An 18,649-nucleotide genomic window follows, 5' to 3' on the forward strand; every position below is an offset into this window, starting at 1 on the left:
CTCTCAAGCTGGATATTTGACTATGAGCCAATATAAAATAGCGATCATCGGCGAATGCATGGTGGAGCTACAACGCAAAGAAGATCTCCTGAAGCAAAGTTTCGGTGGTGATACATTAAACACAGCGCTGTATCTTTCTCGTTTGACGAAAAATTACAACATTTCAGTAAGCTACATTACCGCACTAGGCAACGACCCTTTCTCATCTGAAATGCTAAAAGCGTGGTCGGAAGAAGGCATCGACACCGACCAAGTGTTGCGCCTAAACGACAAAATGCCCGGCCTGTACCACATCGAGACAGATGATACCGGTGAGCGCACCTTCTTTTACTGGCGCAGCGACGCAGCAGCTAAGTTCGTGTTTGATCAACCAGAAAGCCAATCACTCGTCGATTCTTTGATGGATTACGATGCGGTTTACCTAAGCGGTATTACTTTGGCTATTTTGACTGACTCTGGACGTGACACTCTGTTTAGCTTCCTCGAGAAATTCAAAGCCAAAGGCGGCAGCGTCTTCTTTGACAACAACTATCGTCCAAAGCTTTGGGCGAGCCGTGATACCGCTCAGCGCACGTACCTTGCGATGCTTGGTTTTACCGACACCGCACTGCTTACCTTCGAAGATGACCAAGACTTGTTTGGCGACACATGCCTAGAAGATTGTATCGAACGCACTCAACACGCTGGTGTCAGCGAAATTGCCATTAAACGTGGCGAGAAAGAGTGTCTCGTACTTAGCGAAGGTCGCGCAGAGTATGTTGCACCGAAGCCAGTCGACTCCGTGATTGATACCACAGCCGCAGGTGACTCCTTCAGCGCAGGTTATCTTGCCAAGCGACTAACCGGCGGCGACGCGTTTAACTCAGCCGCAATGGGGCACAAAGTTGCAGGCACAGTAATTCAATACCGCGGTGCTATTATTCCTAACACAGCAACGCCAACTCTTGATTAGTAGGACAAAGACAAATGACAACCCTAAACGAACAGCTAGCAAGCCTTAAAGTAATTCCAGTAATTGCCATCAACAAAGTTGAAGATGCTATTCCTCTAGGTAAAGCACTGGTAGACAACGGTATGCCATGTGCAGAAATCACGTTCCGTACCGAATGTGCAGCCGACGCGATTGCTGCGATGCGTCAAGCGTACCCAGAGATGCTGATTGGCGCAGGTACCGTTCTTACTAACGAGCAAGTCGATCAAGCGATTGAAGCAGGTGTCGATTTTATTGTAAGTCCAGGCTTCAACCCACGCACAGTTCAATACTGCATCGACAAAAACGTACCAATCGTACCGGGTGTTAATAACCCAAGCCTAGTTGAGCAAGCAATGGAAATGGGTCTGCGTACATTAAAGTTCTTCCCAGCAGAGCCATCTGGTGGTGTAGGTATGCTAAAAGCGCTTACAGCCGTTTACTCTGTGAAATTTATGCCAACAGGTGGTGTAAGTCTGAACAATGTAGATGACTACCTATCCATCAAGTCTGTATTGGCATGTGGTGGTACTTGGATGGTTCCAACAAATCTTATCGACGAAGGTCGTTGGGAAGAGCTTGGTCAGTTGGTTAAAGACGCGGTTGCTCACGTTAACTAATCCAACATTTAACTAAGTAAAAGCAGCCCCACAAGCATTAGCTTGTGGGGCTGCTTGTTATCTGCAGGGCGGCTAATTCGATAAATCCATCTCGGCTACCTTAGCCCTCTCCTCTTGAACTGAGTTTAAGCCCCACACCATCACGTTGCTACTATCGCCATGATGATACAGCTCATCGCCATTAGCATGATTGAGAATTTTCGCTGCTCGCCACGCCGCTAGGCTCAATTGTGGTTCAATGATTCCATGGTTATGAGTACCTGAATTCACGACAAACAACTTGTTATCACAAGGCAGCTTCCAATATGGTGTTGGGCTCGTCGACCATGGGCAAAATGTGACATTAACTCTTGAAGATAATCAACCTGTCGGCTGCATCATCAAGGACTTTCATGGGGACTTAAGGTTGGTAGACGAAGAACTCCCTGAACTGGACTCACTCGATGGTGCCATCAAACAGAACCTGACACGCCTACCAGCCAAGTACCTAGTTCATGTCGTTACAGTACTAAGGTTTGTTTCCCCTTGGTTAGAATCAAATGGACTCGAACATCAGGGAATCAGTGAGGCTGAGTTCTACGGCCTACTCGCTAACGAGATTCTACGCTACCAAGCAGAGCACTCTCATTTAGCACCTCGATTTGAAGCGTTCAACCTGCTTAGCGAGCACATAGATAAGGTTTGCCTTAACCGAGTGAAGTTTAAAATTGGATATGGGGAAAGCAATCAAAGGCCACTGCCAGAACTTGGCGAGCCGATACGGAACCCTTTGGTGATTGGGCTTGAAAAGTAACTAAGAACAAATTGATGTGCTCGATTGCAGTGACAGAGGGTCAGTGCAATTGAAAAATACTACCTTAAACTCAAACAACAAAGCAGTGAATTGCAATAAACACGATCACTGTAGAATCGTCATCGTTACCAAACAAATAAGGACTGAAATCGTCAAAATCCACAGGACGTATATATATGTGACGGAAAGTTTTATGAAGATAGGAGAACATACGGAGCGTATTTCCGTCAATCGCCGCTTTTTAGCCCATTTGGGGAAGGTGACAGCAGTAAGCAAAGCTACACCGTGTATTAGTGCTACGAAATGGAATCCTCTCACCAGCGCAAGCTCTCCTCTTCTGTAATGCTCTAAAGAGAAAGCGTATTAAATGACACGCTTTGGGGTAAAAAAATTTAAAGCTCCGCCAACCAATATAAACCATACAAATAGCAGCCCACCAAATACAAAGAACAAAATAAATGCCCATTCTAAAATCTGCATATTTGACTCACCCCGAGAGTACTGAAAACAAGAAATCACCATAAGGAACCATTAACTACGTCTCTGGGAGGAACAATTGATCAAGCACTATCACTAAAACGAAAGACAAAATGGTTGTTATAGTTGACGTCCATAAAATGCCAATATAGCAATAGCAAATCCTAACAAAACCTGAAGGACAAACAGATCTTATTCCTGTTAGCCCTCTGCGTTTCGCTGTCTTAGGCATTACGATCACTGTCATCAATGCGATACCATGTATTAAGGCCACAAAATGAAAGCCCGAAACGACTGCCAGCTCTACCTCGGTATAATGATCTTTGGTAAATGCGTACTCTTTTATACTTTTGAGAGTAAAAAAACATAATATTGCTCCGACAACCACGAACCAAACGGCCATGAATATACCCACGAAAAAAAAGTGATAGTAAGAGTCTGAGCTACTGAGAACATACTTTATCTACACCGGTTTTCGAAACAAGATTGAAATAGGGAATATTCTCCTTGTATATATAGACTCCCATTTTACCACCTACATAACCTATACCTGCAGAGACAGCGGCTATGCTCAGTGCAGCAAACCAACCAATCGAAGCGACACCAACTACGAGTGATATTGCAGTGCCAGCTGCTATTCCAACAACAGTACTCGCTACCATCTCAGCGAAAATTTTGTTTTCTCCGCTGTAGAACCCGATTGTGAGATCTGTTGACAGGAAACTCCCAGGCTAACAGCTGTAAGAAGCGTACCGCCTCGTGCTGCTCCAGATGATAGTGCTGCTAATCTCTGTGTATTCTTGCGTAATGCAACTGTGCTAGAGACTCCACCAGCTCTTGATATCCGCATAGCTTCGCGTGCCTTTTTCCCTTTAAACAGTACTTTTTCAATAGGTCCAAAGTTTCTGGCAACGGATTTCAGAATCTTGCTGCGACGATAATCATATTGACCTTTTGTCAACACACCTAATTTGTACTGTTGGTAGACTTTCTCAATCTCCGCGAGTTTAACTATATTTCCTTTCCCTTTGCCTCCCAACAGTATCCCCATAGACGCAAACGTCACCCCAGCACCCGTACTCGCTGGCCCCCAGGCATCCTCTAACCACGACAGAGCCCAAAACAAATCTTGCTGCTGTTGAGGCATCTGTTTCATCGTGCGCTCAAACTGCGCTTTATCTTCATTTGAAATGGCCGGGTTTGGCGCGAATTGACTCGCCACTGGAGAGATGGAGGCGGGCTTGCTATTAAGAGGGCGAAGTGAAATCGCTTGGCCGATGCTGACTTTGTCAGGGTGTTTAATTTCTGGATTGTCAGTGAGGATTTGATCAAGCACCTGACGATAGCCATCACTGCCATAACGGTATTGGTAGATTTTGAGAATAACCTTGCTTAATGTGTCTCCGGGGCGAATGTTGTAAAAATATCGATAGCGATTGACGCTGTTAAAATACTCACTATTCATGCTGAACATACCATTTCAAAAAGTAAACTTAATATGCAACTTTAAGAGTGCTTTTTTGTAGTTCAATATCAGATTTTGGTTTTGAGAGTGAGCAAGGATTACCGATGAAATGGTGAGAAATTGACAATAAAATCAGTTCATTATTGTCGACAAAAAAAGCCAGTGATAACACTGGCTGGAGAAATCCCGATATGGACATCAAAACAAATAATAAAATAGTTACTAGGTGGTGCAATGTTTGATAAAAGTAACCCCAGAGACAAGGATTCAAGGAGTTCTGAGGTTACTTGGAATCAAATCAAACTAGTCAATCAAAGTGCGAACGTATTCAGCAATCTCAGTCACTTGGCAATTTGCAAAGAAACACTCTTGGAACTGAGCGCTGCCAACAGCTTGCTTAACGAGATCTTGATCAATCGCTTTTAGTGACGCTACAACGTCTTTGCAAACAGCAGCCTTAACATCATTAAGGATCGCAGCGTTTTGCTGCTGAGGTACAACTCGCTCAACTGGGTAGCCTTCGCCGCGAGCACCAGTAAATGCCTTTTCGAAAATGTAACGAACGTTCAGCTCACCAGCCCAGCCAAAGCCTTTCGCAAAGGCCAATGAAATAGCATTACCATTGTTGATTTGGTTGAAAAGGAATGCATCAGAGGGTTCTAGGCAGTAACCGCATACCACGCCAGGGTGAAGGTTGCTTGCCATCAACGCGCCTTGGCCTGTGCCACAACCAGTAACGACAAAGTCCACTGCTTTTGAATTCAAAAGAATGCTCGCCATGATACCAAGGTGAATGTAAGTCAGGTGATGGTCGTTTTCATCTGTCATACCAACGTTGTATACGTCGTGACCTAGGCCACCTGCTACAGAGTTCAGTTCCGCTGCAACCATAGCATTCTTAGGTGCTTGGCTGTTTTCCATCATTAGTGCAATTTTCATAGTAATTCCCCGACGAAAAGGTTCGTCAATAGTTAAATCTTAAACAAAATCTTTGCGCATTGGTGTGAACGTATCAATTAACACACCCGCTTCAACACACACACAGCCGTGTTCAATATCTGGCTGCTTATACATAGTGTCGCCCGCCTTGACGATGTGCTTTTCCTCACCAATCGTAAACTCAAAAGCACCTGACAGTACATATGTTAGCTGCTCATGAGGATGAGAGTGCATAGCACCAACCGCACCTTTCTCAAAGTGGACTTCAACCGACATCATGTTGTCGTTGTGTGCAAGTACCTTGCGACTTACACCTTCACCTAAATCTTCTAACTGTATATCTTTGTTAAATACGAACATGTGTAAAAGCCTATTGTGTTTGTGATTTGCTAACCACTAAATCACTTGATTTACGTAAACGATAAATGGTCACTAGGTTCGTCACTATAATCGTCGCTTCCAGTAACGTGCCACCAATTGAGCCAACCAGTATGTTGTTGATAAGCCAACATGTGGCGCCCAGCAAAAAGCCAATACGCATTGCCACACCGCTGAGAACAAACATAGAAAATGTTCCAATCACAGTGCCAAATATTGACCACAATTGCCCTATACCATCAGCAATCCAGTACCCAAAGCCACCAGCAACAACAATGAAAAACACCGCCACAAGTTTGGAGCGAGTGTGTATCGACGCCAACGTTCTGGCTGCCGACAGTCCCGCGGCGGCAGCTGAAACGGTTGAACCTAGTAATAAAAAGTGGAGAAGATGATTGATATTAAAAGCCAACATCGAAATTTTGAGCTGCCTGTCATCTTTTTGGTAAAAGGTGGAGATTCCTAACCCAAAACTCAAAAAACCCAATGCCTGACCGACAGAAAATAGGTCAATCATCTTCTCTCAATCCAGTTAACGAGACAGCCAACCACCATCAACGGCAATAGTGTAGCCATTGATATAGTCAGATGCTTTCGATGCCAAGAATACACATGGGCCAGCTAAGTCTTCAGGCGTGCCCCAACGGTCAGCCGGAATTCGCTCTAGAATTTCAGCGTTACGCTTCTCATCGGCGCGAAGCGCTGCTGTGTTGTTTGTCGCCATGTAACCTGGTGCAATCGCATTAACATTGATGCCTTCTTTTGCCCACTCGTTGGCCATCAAGCGAGTCACTCCCATCACACCACTCTTTGAAGCGGTGTAAGACGGTACGCGAATACCACCTTGGAATGACAGCATTGAAGCCACGTTGATGATTTTTCCGCCTTGGCCTTGAGCAATAAATTGTTTTGCAACCGCTTGTGACATAAAGAACACCGACTTAATATTGATATTCATCACGTCATCCCAATCTTGCTCTGAGAAGTCGATGGCGTCATTGCGACGAATGATGCCTGCATTGTTTACCAAGATGTCAATGCGACCCAACTCAGTAACAGCTCGATCAACGATGCCTGGAATGTCGTCTAGCTTCATTAAGTTGGCGCGAATATCAATAAACTTACGACCTGTCTCCGCCATCATCGCAATCGTTTCTGACGGTTCAACAATGTTAACACCAACGATGTCGCAACCTGCTTTAGCAAGTCCAAGAGCCATACCTTGACCAAGGCCAGTATCACAACCAGTTACTACTGCTACTTTGCCTTCAAGGCTAAACGAATCAAGAATCATAGTCTGTTCCTTTGTAATAAATGTGTGGTGAACAAATAAAGGGGGTGTTCACTCTGTTGAAATCTACATTACACAAAAAATGACACACCTTAAAGTTATTTTTGAAATTGCGTTTTATTTTTTTAATTTAGTTCTCTTGAATGTGACGGTCGTCTCACATACTGGTTTTAAATTAATGAAAAGCCTTTTCGAAACTACTGACTCACTCAAGTATGTCAGGTATAATCTGCAACTATTGAAAATGACTCAGAGCGTGAAATGGAAAAATCAACTCAACCAGAAGCCGTATCGTCAGTACTAAAAGTATTTAACATTCTCTCAGCGCTGGCTGATCAAAAAGAAATCGGTGTATCAGAGCTCTCTCAACGTTTGATGATGTCCAAAGCGACAACCTATCGCTTTTTGCAAACGATGAAGACACTCGGTTTTGTTGAGCAGGAAGGGGAAGCCGATAAATACGCACTGACATTAAAATTGTTTGAGCTAGGTTCAAAGGCTTTAGAGCATGTCGATCTTATTGACCTTGCCAATACTGAGATGGCAAAAATCTCTAAGATAATCAATGAGACTGTTCACCTAGGCTCCATTGACGAAGATTCCATTATCTACCTGCACAAAATTGACTCTAGTTACCATCTGCGTATGCACTCACGCATCGGTCGCCGCAATCCGCTTTACAGCACGGCAATTGGTAAAGTACTCATGTCTCATATGGATGAGCAGGAAGTGCGAAATCTATTGGCTGACGTTGAGTTTAAGAAACACACGCAACATACGCACGAAAACGTAGACCAGTTGCTTAAAGAGTTGAACCTCGTTCGTGAGCAACACTTTGGTGAAGACAATGAAGAGCAAGAGCCAGGACTACGCTGTATTGCGGTTCCGGTTTACGACCGATTTGGCGCTCCTATTGCGGCTATCTCAGTTTCATTCCCTACTATTCGATTCGAGGAAAGCCGTAAACAAGAGTATATCGCTCTTCTTCATACAGCAGGACGTAACGTCTCTGAGCATTTAGGCTACCATAAGTACCCTATTTGACATTGATAAAGAAGAAAAGCAGCACACGTGCTGCTTTTTTTGCCATCAGATATTTTATTGAAACGCCATTTCATTTAAGGGATTAACATGGGAACCTCAGCTTCAAACAATATTCTTGATTTCTTGATTCATCTCGACCCTTTCGATCTTCTTCCAAAACCCGTCGTTGAATCATTGGCCAGCGCGGTGACCGTCAAATACCTCGCCAAGGGAGAAAGTATTGAATTTCATTCCATGTGCGAGAAACGTTACCTCTATGTGATTCGAAAAGGTGCTATTGAGCAGCGAACCCAGATCAATAAGTTACGAGCTCGCCTTGGAGAGGAAGATCAATTTGGATTCACTTTCCTAGAGCCGCTTAAAGAAGCTGAAGATGGCTATCGAGCAGAAGCGATTGAAGACTCGCTGCTTTATCTCATACCGCACGCCAACATCCAAGAAACGTGCGAACAGCACCCCGAGATCAAAGACTACTTTGCGGCTACGGCCAAAACACGTTTACACTCTGCGATACGCTCGATCGTCAATAAAGAAGACAAAAGCCTGTTTTTTCGTACTGTTGGTGAAGTAGCTAGCGAAAATATCACAGTCTCTGACTATAACGACTCAATCATTGATGTCGCCAAAGGCATGTGTGGCAAACGCCGCAGTTCATGTGCTGTCGTACTAAAAGAACGTGAAATTGTTGGCTTAGTCACAGACCGAGATATGACACAACATGTTGTTGCCCAAGAGGTGGATACCCATCGACCGATACATGAAGTCATGACTCGCAATCCAATCTTGATAAACAGCGAAGACAAAGTAATTCAAGCGATTTCACTTATGCTGCAGTACAACATTCGCTGTCTACCTGTCATTGCCAATCACGAAGTAAAGGGCTTATTGACTACCACTCACTTAGTTCACAACCATCGAACTCAGTCACTATTTTTGATTGAAAAGATCAAGTATGCGAACTCGATAACTGCCCTTGCAAATCTTCGAGATGAAAAGGAAACCATTTTCCAAGCCTTAGTAGAAAGTGGCGTGAGTGCCGAGATTCATGGACAGGTCATGTCGATGATCATGGATGCGTTCAATAGGCGAATAATCCAACTAACCGAAGAGGTGCTCGGGCCACCACCATGTGACTATGCATGGATGGTTGCTGGCTCCCATGCGAGAAACGAAGTGCACATGCTGTCGGATCAAGACAATGCTTTGGTTCTCGCAGAAGATGCAACCGAGAGTGACCGGTTCTACTTCGCTTACTTTGCTATGCGCGTATGTAATGGACTCGCCGCCGTTGGCTACCCTTTATGCAGCGGTAAATACATGGCCGCTACAGCCAAATGGAACCAGAACGTAGGTCGCTGGAAGGACTACTATACGAAATGGGTGGCCAGTCCTGAATACAACAAACTGCTCAGTATCAGTGTCTTCATGGAGATACGCTGCGTCTACGGCAATGCGGAACTTGTCGATACGCTTCAAAACCACCTACACCAGACTATTCATGCAAACCCTCGATTTATCCCAGCATTGACACGCGATGCCATCGAAACCTCACCACCACTTGGTATTTTTAACAGCCTAGTTCTAGAGAAAAGTGGCAACAATACCAAGTCACTCAACATCAAAAAGTTTGCTCTGAACCTTATTATCGATCTCGCTCGCATATACAGCCTAGCCGCCGGAGGCTCTTTAACAGGAACTGAAGAGCGTTTTCGATATGCCGTCGAGCAAGGTACATTGTCTCAAGACAGCTGCGATAACATCATTGGCGCTTACCGTTTTCTGATGCAGGTTAGGTTTAGACACCAACTCAACGCCCAAGTGCGTGGCGATACCCCAGACAACAACATCCGCCCTGATGAGTTCAGCAGTTTTGAACGTAAGCACCTAAAAGACGCGTTCAAGATCATTAGTGAGTTGCAGGATGTCGCTAAACTCAAATTTGTAAGCGGGTTCTAATATGTTGGCCAAAACCCTACAAAAGCTCTTCTCTAAAGGCGATAACATCGAAGCTCTGCACCAATCCATGCAGGCTAAACACTGGCCTTCTCATGCACTAGAGCATTACTTTGCCTATCCTCTCCCTAACGCACAGCGCCCAGTGTCCGAGCAACAATTTGTCGCCCTAGATTTTGAAACGACGGGGCTAGAACCAGACTCTGATAGGATCCTGTCTATTGGAACGGTGGAGTTAAACTACGAAGAAATTGATTTAACCAGTGTCAATGAAGTGATTTTGCGACAAGATGTGACTATTCGCCCAGAAAGCGCCGTCGTTCATGAAATTATGCCAACCCAAGTTCGAGAACAAGGCGTTGATGCTGAGCTTGCGCTCGATCGATTGATCGAACATCTTCGGGGTAAAACCATCATTGCCCATAGCGCAGGTATTGAGTATGGCTTTTTGTCGTCATATCTCAAAAGGTGCTACCAAATTGAAAAGCTACCTTGTTACATGGTAGACACATTGCTGCTTGAGAAACGATTTAGCTACTTAGGGAAAAATCGAGGACATTCCAGCTTTCAACTCGATGACCTACGGCAACATTATAATTTACCAGATTATTACGCTCACTCAGCGGCCAGTGATGCACTAGGATGTGCAGAGCTATTTTTAGCACAAGTCAAAAGGCTAAAGCTCTGCCATCGTCCGCTCAGTGAGGTAATTTATCGACCTTAAAATACAACGCAGCTGTTTTTTAACGTGCCACTACACGCTCTTTTTCAAATCCATGGCTGTTAGATTGTAGGTCGTCAGATAACCGCTTGAGTTCAATGGAGCTCAATGAAAACTGCTCAATTCGATTCAAGTTTGCTTCTTGAACTTTGAGCAGTTGCTCAATGTATAGATAAACCTGCTCAGAAATGGCCAACTCATTTTTCGTCGACTGTTTTAAATCAGCTACAATACTCTGAACATCACTCGCACCTTGCTTAACTTGACTGAAAATCACACCAACCTGTTCAGATTTGGCCTCGCTTTGCGAGATTTTTTCGAGTAGCCCTCTCAAGTCATTGGAAACATGTTCAGACTCCGACAAGATATGCTCACTCATTTTAGATATTTCCACCGTTGCATCAGATGTCCTAGCCGCTAGGCTTCGAACCTCATCAGCGACCACAGCAAAACCACGCCCTTGTTCGCCCGCTCTCGCGGCTTCTATGGCTGCGTTGAGCGCCAACAAGTTAGTCTGTTCAGCGATACCTTGGATCACCTCAACAACCCCTGTTATCTGCTCGTATTTGGCTTCTAAAAGACCAAAACTGTGCAGCGAACCATCTAGGCTAGTACGAATGTCCTCCACCGAGCCGTCCATGGATTGAATCGCCTCGGCTCCCTCCTCCGACAATGATTGAGACTGAAAGCTATTCGATTGTGCCTTATCAATACCTATATTGATTTCCTCGATACTAAGTTCGAGAGCCTTCATAGAGTTGAGAGTGTCATCTGAAATCGAACGGATTTGACCTAAGCTTTCCGTCGTCGCGCCGATATTGCGATCTAGGCTATCGGTAGACTGGTTGATCATCACCGAAACCGAACTGATTTTATCGACAAACCGCTTCAATGAAGCCTGCATCTGGCGAACCGACTCCAAAATACTGCCTTGTGGTACAGACTGTGTAACAGGCTGAGATAAGTGCCCATCTGCTATACGCTTGGTTAACGAAACAACGACACTCGGCTCACCGCCTACAGACCGATAAATACTACGCGCAATGAGACCGCTTATCAGCAATATCACCACTAAGATACCGCTGCTATAGATCAAAAGGCGTGTCACAAGCTGCTGATAACTCTCTTCAACATCGTCCATGTATATCCCCAGCCCCATCACCCACTTCAGCTCTGGGATCATGGTAATCGCACTCACCTTGGTCACCTTTTCCGACGAGTTTGGCTTACTCACCTCGCCGACAACATAGTTGAACGCTTTATCCTTCAGCAGGTTTACATGCCTAGCATAAGAGCTTTGGAACGCCCCAAGTTTGTCGCCACGCACATGCACGCGGGCGATAGCATTGTGGTCATTAGCCCAAATGTAAGCGTTGCCCAAACGGTAGGTAGACAACGCTGCAATGACGCGTTGCTCAGCCTCTTCCGGGGAGCGGCTTTGCTTGATGGCATCCGATGCTTGTTTCTTTGCAAACGAGAGTAACGATGCTACCTCATGCTTTTTGGTTTCGACTAAAGATGTTTTTATGGAATCCAAACTTACAAACACAATCAACGCGATACCCAACATCGCTGTAATCAGCAGCAGTGCGCCCTTTTTTATCAATGTCATGATCCCTCACTATAAAAAATGGCCACACTAACAATCTAGCGTGGCCATACAGACAATCAATTACAGCATACGTCTAGAAGCTATAAGTAATGCCGATACGGCTTCGTAGCTGACGATCGCTTGAAGAGCTCGATACCGAAACATTGGCGAACTCAACATATGGGCGCCAACTCCAGTCTTCGCCTTTGTAGCCAAGTTTGAATACTGCATCCCAGTTGGTGTCACCGTTGTCGAATAACACTTGATCATCCAAACCTTTCTCATAGTTCGCCTCTAGACCAAACTGAAAACCATTGTATTTGTAGTCAAGGTTAGCCGTGACTTTACTCTTCTGTTCAGAAGAACGATCATCAGAGAAATTACGGAACTCATGCCGATAGCGAAGCTTAGTAACAAACCCTGAATCAAAAGAGTACTGAGCACGAAGCTGAGGCTTATAAGTCACGTGACCTGGGAAGAACGTAATTGGCATACCTGGTATAAGCATCCAATGATCATCAATTTTGTATTTGTAGCCGAAGTCGAATTCATTGCCTTTCGATTGCCATTCTGAAAATGGTTTCCCCTTCTGCATCGCTTCAACGCCAAAATACATATTCCCAACGCCAGCCCCAAGCTTCACGCGACTAGCGTATGTTTCACTTTCGTGTTTATATTCTTGACGAAAATCGAGAGATGCCGCAGAAATAGAGGCACTAGCAAGCAATGCCACAACCGCAGTTGTAGCTATTTTATAGACCTTAGACACAGTTTAATTCCTTTTATTTGAATAGTAGATTTGCAACTTTTTTGCTATTTACTTTTTCTTTACTCAGCTCAGAAATAGCGTTGGTAAATACCGACTCACCATATGCTTTCTGCGCATAAAGCAAATTCACATAGGCTTTGGAACCATCAAAGCCTTTTAATTCTTTGTATTGCCACTTATCAGGTTGATTAGCATGTTTAGCGATATATTGATAACCTTTTGCTAAAGAGTGCTTATCAACTTCATAATTCCAAACGTCGATGCCAAGCTTGTCTCCAAAGTGACCAAGATGACTGTAGGCTTCTAGGTTAAAGTTTGAATAATGCCAAGGGCGAGTCCGTTCTAACTCTCCGTGTTGACGACCATTCATATCAAATTGACTGCCGATTCGGCGCATTTGCGTGATTCTCAAGCGCTGCTTTGCAATATCTTCTTGCCCGACAAAAATGGCAAAAGCAGCCACTTGTGCGTCATACCACGTACCATGATTGTTGTGCCAATTATCCTCTTCGAAACCATGATTACTGGTTAGAAGCCATTGGTTAAATTCACTAAACCAAACAACCATGGCCTGATAGTCTTTTGGATCCAGTTGCTCTTGCAAGATGTTGATACTATCCAGCACTGGGATAAGTAAGCGACTATCAATAATGCCAATACCACGCCCATCAACAATTCCAGGGATTGCTTGAGCATGGTTGAGGTTAGGGTTCATTCGTGTTTTTGGATCAACAAACCATGCGCTAAGCTGAGCTTTCGCTTTGTCTGCATATGCTTGATTATCCGTGAAGTAATAGGCGAGACTCAGGTCTGTCACGTCTTTGGCAAAGCGGATAAAACGCTGTTTGTCCGTCGCTGCGCTTTTAGTGGCCATATTATATTCACCATCACGGCGCACATAGGGTAAGCCATCTTCAGTATCTGGGTTCGGCCACCAGTATGGGCCAAAGCTAAAATAATCGTGTTTGTCACCACTGGCTGGTAATAGAGTTTTATTCGTCACCGGATCTATTGCGGCATTAAGCGCCTTATCTGCTTTTGCAACTAATGTATCTATAGAACCTTGTTTCATCGTTAGATGTTGCTTGTTATATTCAAGCGCCGATGAATCATATGAAATAAAGTCGACATTACCCGCTACTGCTCCCCAGGATAGAGCGAGGGAAATAGCAATCATACTTTTACTAATCATCATTAATCTCCTTATTAGAACTGAACTTATGTTAATTGAAACATCGGTTCAAAAGTAAGATCGAGATCATCTTATTAGGTAGCGCACATAGAAAAAGTGATAATTGTGATTTCAATCAAAATTACCAACACCACGTTAATTTTGGCCAATATAAATAAAAAAAGGGCTCCAAAAGAACCCCATGATTTATATTACTTTAGATAAATAAAACCTAATAAGATCTAAATTTCACATACTGACAGTTATTTCTTGCACTAAATTTCACTAACTTGCCTGAGAGAGTGTTACCGCTCACATAGTTTGATGTCACGCTAATTGAACCGCTGCCATCAACACTGGATAACGTCCCCCTGAAATCACAGTTACTATTTGCATCACTATCCCATACTTGTACGGTTTTCCCTGTGAGATCTCTATCAATCGCTAAACAGGCTGCTTGGGATAGATCCAACTCCATTTTCTGCCCCCAACTGTATTGGGCTACGGCATCACACCCTTCAGATACGGGTGGATCAACGGGCTCAACCGGCTCTTCTGGGTCAACCCCCTCTGGAGGCCAAGAACCTCCAGCAACAGTGACACCAGAGGTTGGTATCTGTTGATGCACGCCCTCTGCCAATGTTTGATTCCAAGTTGCTATTGGCTCTCCATTAATATTGAGATGCTGGTAATTGCTTCCATCCCAATTGAGCGCATACTCTACATCAGGCTCATCAAACAGCCCCCAGCGAGTAATACTGGCACCCGAGTTCTTTGCCTTCTTCAGCGTATTGTTAACTAGAACATTGTTTGGTCCGGTTGGCCCTGACCACTTACTTGCATGGTCGCCCGACCCAACCCAAATGGGTTGCCAGGTTGCTCCCGACTCTGGCGTCCCATTTGACCAACTGCGATGCTCATACGGTACGGCAATGTCATTATAACGAACTAAGTTGTTGCGCTCCCAGCCCCCATGGAAGTTCATATCAACATTGAGTGTATTGTTCTCAACAACATTTCCGGTCGCAGACCACTGGAGGGCTAGGTGTCGAATGTTGCGAATATCGTTATTATGAATCCAGCTGTTGTATAGCTTAGAGCCACGAACATACCCATTGCCACCAGCACCTTTATTCCACGACCCGTCAATCATGTTATTGGAGATAGTTACCGCTTTAGCAAACTCACTAACAATAGGGTGTGAGCCAATCATGTCGATATGGACATTATCAACCCAGCCGTTGTATGCCCACTTGAGAATGATGCCGTGAATTGCATCTTGTGCACATACATTCTCATATCGATACAAGACGCCATTGGGGTTACTAGCCGAAAATTGGTTGCGGTTGTAGCCTTCACAATGACTGCCTTTTGTATCCATAATCAGGAAGAAGTCTTGCAGGCCAAAGTTTTCTACCGCACTGATTGGCATAACTCGGCTGTTATAACCACTCTCATTGTTTAGCGGGATATCGAACTCCAAAGCGCCATCAAGGGTGACAGTATTGTTGCCAGTATTCACCGCCGCCACTTTAAAAATCTGTGTACGCATGTGACCGGTTTTTATATGACTACCGCTTCTTCTCGATTCTGGTACTTGCCCTTTATCCAAAAATGCTTTGTCACTAGCGGCACCGACATAAATAAGATCTCCTTGACTAAACTCACCAGCCTTTCCGGATTCTAAGAAAATAGTGGTGTCACCCATTTTTGCAGGTTGTGCAAACTCAATACTGTGTTTCCAGTGAAAGTTGACGCTCCCTTCGTAAGCAGGTTCTTTAACATGCTTCTCTCGAGTTTCGACACGAAATACGCCAAAACCAGGCCAGTATTTCTTATCAAAGTCAGGCGCATTGCTCGCATCCACACCATAAGGTGACCAAGACTTGACGACAATTTCAGTCCCCGTAGCAGGATCGCTTCCCGCTCCCTTGATAACCAGCCCTGACTTGTCGATATGGATTTCATCACTAAGGTTGATAGTACCCTTTGGCAGTACTATCACCGTATTGTTACTCGTAGAAGCGTTAACCTCGTGGTCGATGATGGCTTGTAGCGCAGCAGAATCATCAATGCCATCATCGGCGATGACACCGTGTTCAACTGCGTAGATAGTATTTTGAAATGTCGTAGGTAACACTGCGCCTTGTTTATATCCTGGAGCAGAAAGACCAGAGGCGCTATATAGGGTTAGAGGAATAAGTATGGCAAGTGTGTTCACGTTCATTTTCACGTTTGGATCTCCCTTCCGTGTTTATAGATTTATTTCTTGATTGGTGGTTTTAAAAAAAGAGAAGCTACTGTGAACTGCGTAGCTCCTCAATAGGGGTATTAAAAGGCTAAGTGGCGGTGCTGGCTGCTAGTTTATCTGCTTGCTTTGCACTCTTGAGAAGTAAACTACCTACCGTAACAATAACCGCACCACAGAAGACAAAGGCCATACGTCCCCAGAATGGATTCGGGATCAGCACCATCAGAGTCACTAGAACACCGAAGACAAGAATCAGTTTACCTAGCATGTTGCGCTGTTGACGATCTAGCTCATCTTGACCTTCTTCCTCTACTACTGGCGTCGCGACATCATTCCAGAACTCAGTGAGTTCAGACTCTCGCTCGCCAGCAGGTTCTTTGTAGAATCGAGTTGTTAGGCAGAAGAAACCGCCAGTAATAAATAGGTGACCCATGATGCCTAGCAGAACCTTAAGGTCTTTCGCTTCACGGCCTGTAAATGGCGTGTCTAAGTTCAGCCAGTTTGCTACCACATCTGCAGTAATCACAAAGCTAACAAGATAAGACACTACGATACCGACGGCCAGTGTTGCCCATGCGGCCCAATCTGGCGTCTTCTTAATGAAGATACCGAAGAACAGTGGTACCAGAATTGGCATCTGCAGCAATGTACTAACGTACATCATGGCATCAAATAGGCTCAATCCTCGAAGCGAGTTGATGAACAGTGCAACGAGAATAATCAGACCACCGAAACACATAGTGACGATTTGGCTCACGCGCATCAGTTTCTTGTCGTCAGCATTTTTATCCAGGATTGGCGCATAGAAGTTGCGAACAAAGACACCAGAGTTACGGTTAAGGCCTGAGTCCATTGAAGACATGGTTGCCGCAAATACCGCTGACATAAGCAGACCAACCATACCAACTGGCATTGCATTCTCAACGAATACCAAGTAAACCGCATCCGCTGCTTTGCTACCCAGTTCTGCTGCGTGAACAGTTGCTGCGTCTGGGTACATGACTGCCGTTACCCAAGGCGGTAGGAACCAAATCGCTGGACCAATCAGCATAAGAACAAATGCAAGTAATGCTGCTTTGCGCGCATTGGTCGAATCTTTAGCCGTCAGAAAGCGATAAGAGTCTTGCATGTTGTTGATGTTTTGGAGCTGCTTAACAAACATGAAGATGAACCATGCCACGAACAGCAGTGGGTAGTTCATGTTTGAACCCATGATCGAATCTGCCGGGAACTGCTCGATAAGGTTGGTTGGACCACCAATCTTAATCAGGGCTGCAACCGCACACACGACCGTTACCGCCATGATGACCACCATCTGAACGAAATCGGATGCTACAACACCCCAAGCCCCGCCGATAACAGAGATAAACAGAACGATTAGACCGGTGACAACAATGGTTGTCTCGATATCTACTTTGAATACCGCGCTAACAAACAGTGCCAAACCATTCAACCAAATACCGGTGTAAACGATGCTGGTTGGCATAGTCGCCCAAGTAAATACCTGCTCGTTTGTAGCACCAAAGCGACGACGAACGCCTTCAATCGGTGTTACTACACGCATTTGGCGGAAACGGTACGAAAAAAATAACCAAGAAAGCAGGAAACCAAATGCGTTGGCCATAAATACAACCATAATTGGGAAGCCATCGGTAAAAGCTTTACCTGCGGCTCCAGTAAAAGTCCACGCACTAAACTGGGTCATGAAGGCTGTTGAACCCACCATCCACCAGAGCATTTTACCGCCGCCTCTAAAGTAGTCACTGGTAGAACTACCCGCGAAACGTTTAAAGATCACGCCTATCGCTATCATAAAGATAAAGTAAACGCCCACGACGAGCATATCGACATTCATTCTGAACTCCTTTTACACTTTATTTTTCTAAGATTAATTTTTTAAAACTCCGTTTCATTATTTGGCAAATACTGTTTTTATAAAGATCATTCCGGCCATTATGTGACCTATGTAACTAATTATGTCTGACGAAGTAGTTTTGTGTTAACGCGATCAAAGAATGTGCAGAAGGGGTGAAAGATAGTTACTGATATAGTTACAGGTAGGTCAAACTAATGGCCATTGGGGCACTTGTACTCGCTTTGTTAGATGAGTGTCCCCTCAGAATCAACGCCACTGAAGGCTTCCAAATCTTGAATAGGCGCAGGCCCACAAAAACGTCAAACGATATGTATTACAACGTTACGGATTAATGAACTTT

At 44.6% G+C, this 18,649-nt stretch carries 17 protein-coding genes; 6 read left to right on the forward strand and 11 right to left on the reverse strand.

Annotated features, from left to right (window positions below; all coding sequences use genetic code 11):
• The first annotated feature begins 22 nt into the window (after positions 1-22).
• Together PG915_RS18885 and PG915_RS18890 are read left to right on the forward strand one after the other, a co-directional pair.
• Positions 23-952 (forward strand): sugar kinase, encoded by a 930-nt coding sequence (locus PG915_RS18885; RefSeq protein ID WP_353499950.1) that lies wholly within the window; start codon positions 23-25, stop codon positions 950-952.
• Between the two features lie 14 nt (positions 953-966).
• Positions 967-1,590: a bifunctional 4-hydroxy-2-oxoglutarate aldolase/2-dehydro-3-deoxy-phosphogluconate aldolase gene (locus tag PG915_RS18890; protein WP_353499951.1), complete on the forward strand. Its 624-nt coding sequence runs from the start codon at positions 967-969 to the stop codon at positions 1,588-1,590.
• Between the two features lie 72 nt (positions 1,591-1,662).
• On the opposite strand, the gene PG915_RS18895 is transcribed toward PG915_RS18890, so the two are convergent.
• Positions 1,663-1,860, reverse strand: coding sequence for a hypothetical protein (locus PG915_RS18895; protein ID WP_353499952.1), 198 nt, complete (start codon positions 1,858-1,860; stop codon positions 1,663-1,665).
• 10 nt (positions 1,861-1,870) lie between these two features.
• Here PG915_RS18895 and PG915_RS18900 point away from each other — a divergent pair, with 10 nt between their 5' ends.
• On the forward strand, positions 1,871-2,383 hold the full coding sequence (locus PG915_RS18900) for an IucA/IucC family C-terminal-domain containing protein (protein ID WP_353499953.1): 513 nt from the start codon (positions 1,871-1,873) through the stop codon (positions 2,381-2,383).
• Between the two features lie 1,132 nt (positions 2,384-3,515).
• Here PG915_RS18900 and PG915_RS18905 read toward each other — a convergent pair.
• The 5 genes from PG915_RS18905 to kduD form a co-directional block, all read right to left on the reverse strand.
• On the reverse strand, positions 3,516-4,325 hold the full coding sequence (locus PG915_RS18905; RefSeq protein ID WP_353499954.1) for a peptidoglycan-binding protein LysM: 810 nt from the start codon (positions 4,323-4,325) through the stop codon (positions 3,516-3,518).
• A 303-nt stretch (positions 4,326-4,628) separates the two neighbouring features.
• Positions 4,629-5,264 (reverse strand): RpiB/LacA/LacB family sugar-phosphate isomerase, encoded by a 636-nt coding sequence (locus PG915_RS18910; protein ID WP_112477805.1) that lies wholly within the window; start codon positions 5,262-5,264, stop codon positions 4,629-4,631.
• Positions 5,265-5,303: 39 nt separating this feature from the next.
• Positions 5,304-5,624, reverse strand: coding sequence for a cupin domain-containing protein (locus PG915_RS18915; RefSeq protein ID WP_353499955.1), 321 nt, complete (start codon positions 5,622-5,624; stop codon positions 5,304-5,306).
• A 10-nt stretch (positions 5,625-5,634) separates the two neighbouring features.
• Positions 5,635-6,159 (reverse strand): YgjV family protein, encoded by a 525-nt coding sequence (locus PG915_RS18920; RefSeq protein ID WP_353499956.1) that lies wholly within the window; start codon positions 6,157-6,159, stop codon positions 5,635-5,637.
• 15 nt (positions 6,160-6,174) lie between these two features.
• Positions 6,175-6,936 (reverse strand): 2-dehydro-3-deoxy-D-gluconate 5-dehydrogenase KduD, encoded by a 762-nt coding sequence (gene kduD, locus PG915_RS18925; protein ID WP_268678337.1) that lies wholly within the window; start codon positions 6,934-6,936, stop codon positions 6,175-6,177.
• Between the two features lie 258 nt (positions 6,937-7,194).
• Here kduD and kdgR point away from each other — a divergent pair, with 258 nt between their 5' ends.
• The 3 genes from kdgR to PG915_RS18940 all read left to right on the forward strand — a co-directional run bounded on the left by kdgR (position 7,195) and on the right by PG915_RS18940 (position 10,654).
• Positions 7,195-7,977: a DNA-binding transcriptional regulator KdgR gene (kdgR, locus tag PG915_RS18930; protein ID WP_353499957.1), complete on the forward strand. Its 783-nt coding sequence runs from the start codon at positions 7,195-7,197 to the stop codon at positions 7,975-7,977.
• 87 nt (positions 7,978-8,064) lie between these two features.
• Positions 8,065-9,933, forward strand: a complete 1,869-nt coding sequence (locus PG915_RS18935; protein ID WP_353499958.1) for a DUF294 nucleotidyltransferase-like domain-containing protein — start codon at positions 8,065-8,067, stop codon at positions 9,931-9,933.
• Between the two features lies 1 nt (position 9,934).
• A complete protein-coding gene (locus PG915_RS18940) occupies positions 9,935-10,654 on the forward strand; it encodes an exonuclease domain-containing protein (RefSeq protein ID WP_353499959.1) in 720 nt (239 codons plus the stop codon).
• Positions 10,655-10,673: 19 nt separating this feature from the next.
• Here PG915_RS18940 and PG915_RS18945 read toward each other — a convergent pair whose 3' ends face one another.
• The 5 genes from PG915_RS18945 to PG915_RS18965 all read right to left on the reverse strand — a co-directional run bounded on the left by PG915_RS18945 (position 10,674) and on the right by PG915_RS18965 (position 18,288).
• Complete coding sequence (locus tag PG915_RS18945) at positions 10,674-12,263, reverse strand: methyl-accepting chemotaxis protein (protein WP_353499960.1); 1,590 nt, start codon at positions 12,261-12,263, stop codon at positions 10,674-10,676.
• A gap of 73 nt (positions 12,264-12,336) precedes the next feature.
• Positions 12,337-13,011, reverse strand: coding sequence for an oligogalacturonate-specific porin KdgM family protein (locus PG915_RS18950; protein ID WP_353499961.1), 675 nt, complete (start codon positions 13,009-13,011; stop codon positions 12,337-12,339).
• Between the two features lie 13 nt (positions 13,012-13,024).
• The gene (locus tag PG915_RS18955) at positions 13,025-14,206 is read right to left on the reverse strand and encodes an alginate lyase family protein (protein ID WP_353499962.1); all 1,182 of its coding nucleotides are present in this window, start codon (positions 14,204-14,206) and stop codon (positions 13,025-13,027) included.
• Between the two features lie 208 nt (positions 14,207-14,414).
• The gene (locus PG915_RS18960) at positions 14,415-16,409 is read right to left on the reverse strand and encodes a glycosyl hydrolase family 28-related protein (RefSeq protein WP_353500165.1); all 1,995 of its coding nucleotides are present in this window, start codon (positions 16,407-16,409) and stop codon (positions 14,415-14,417) included.
• A 112-nt stretch (positions 16,410-16,521) separates the two neighbouring features.
• On the reverse strand, positions 16,522-18,288 hold the full coding sequence (locus PG915_RS18965; RefSeq protein WP_353499963.1) for a sodium:solute symporter family protein: 1,767 nt from the start codon (positions 18,286-18,288) through the stop codon (positions 16,522-16,524).
• Positions 18,289-18,649 lie beyond the last annotated feature (361 nt).

This window comes from Vibrio sp. CB1-14 (assembly GCF_040412085.2).
GTDB classification, from domain to species: domain Bacteria; phylum Pseudomonadota; class Gammaproteobacteria; order Enterobacterales; family Vibrionaceae; genus Vibrio; species Vibrio chaetopteri.

Excerpts from the sequence above, each read along its gene's own strand:
- PG915_RS18885 (WP_353499950.1), top strand. The coding sequence starts at position 23 with ATGAGCCAATATAAAATAGCGATCATCGGCGAATGCATGGTGGAGCTA.
- PG915_RS18890 (WP_353499951.1), top strand. The coding sequence starts at position 967 with ATGACAACCCTAAACGAACAGCTAGCAAGCCTTAAAGTAATTCCAGTA.
- PG915_RS18905 (WP_353499954.1), bottom strand. The coding sequence starts at position 4,325 with ATGAATAGTGAGTATTTTAACAGCGTCAATCGCTATCGATATTTTTAC.
- PG915_RS18910 (WP_112477805.1), bottom strand. The coding sequence starts at position 5,264 with ATGAAAATTGCACTAATGATGGAAAACAGCCAAGCACCTAAGAATGCT.
- PG915_RS18915 (WP_353499955.1), bottom strand. The coding sequence starts at position 5,624 with ATGTTCGTATTTAACAAAGATATACAGTTAGAAGATTTAGGTGAAGGT.
- PG915_RS18920 (WP_353499956.1), bottom strand. The coding sequence starts at position 6,159 with ATGATTGACCTATTTTCTGTCGGTCAGGCATTGGGTTTTTTGAGTTTT.
- kduD (WP_268678337.1), bottom strand. The coding sequence starts at position 6,936 with ATGATTCTTGATTCGTTTAGCCTTGAAGGCAAAGTAGCAGTAGTAACT.
- kdgR (WP_353499957.1), top strand. The coding sequence starts at position 7,195 with ATGGAAAAATCAACTCAACCAGAAGCCGTATCGTCAGTACTAAAAGTA.
- PG915_RS18935 (WP_353499958.1), top strand. The coding sequence starts at position 8,065 with ATGGGAACCTCAGCTTCAAACAATATTCTTGATTTCTTGATTCATCTC.
- PG915_RS18940 (WP_353499959.1), top strand. The coding sequence starts at position 9,935 with ATGTTGGCCAAAACCCTACAAAAGCTCTTCTCTAAAGGCGATAACATC.
- PG915_RS18945 (WP_353499960.1), bottom strand. The coding sequence starts at position 12,263 with ATGACATTGATAAAAAAGGGCGCACTGCTGCTGATTACAGCGATGTTG.
- PG915_RS18955 (WP_353499962.1), bottom strand. The coding sequence starts at position 14,206 with ATGATGATTAGTAAAAGTATGATTGCTATTTCCCTCGCTCTATCCTGG.
- PG915_RS18960 (WP_353500165.1), bottom strand. The coding sequence starts at position 16,409 with ATGAACGTGAACACACTTGCCATACTTATTCCTCTAACCCTATATAGC.
- PG915_RS18965 (WP_353499963.1), bottom strand. The coding sequence starts at position 18,288 with ATGAATGTCGATATGCTCGTCGTGGGCGTTTACTTTATCTTTATGATA.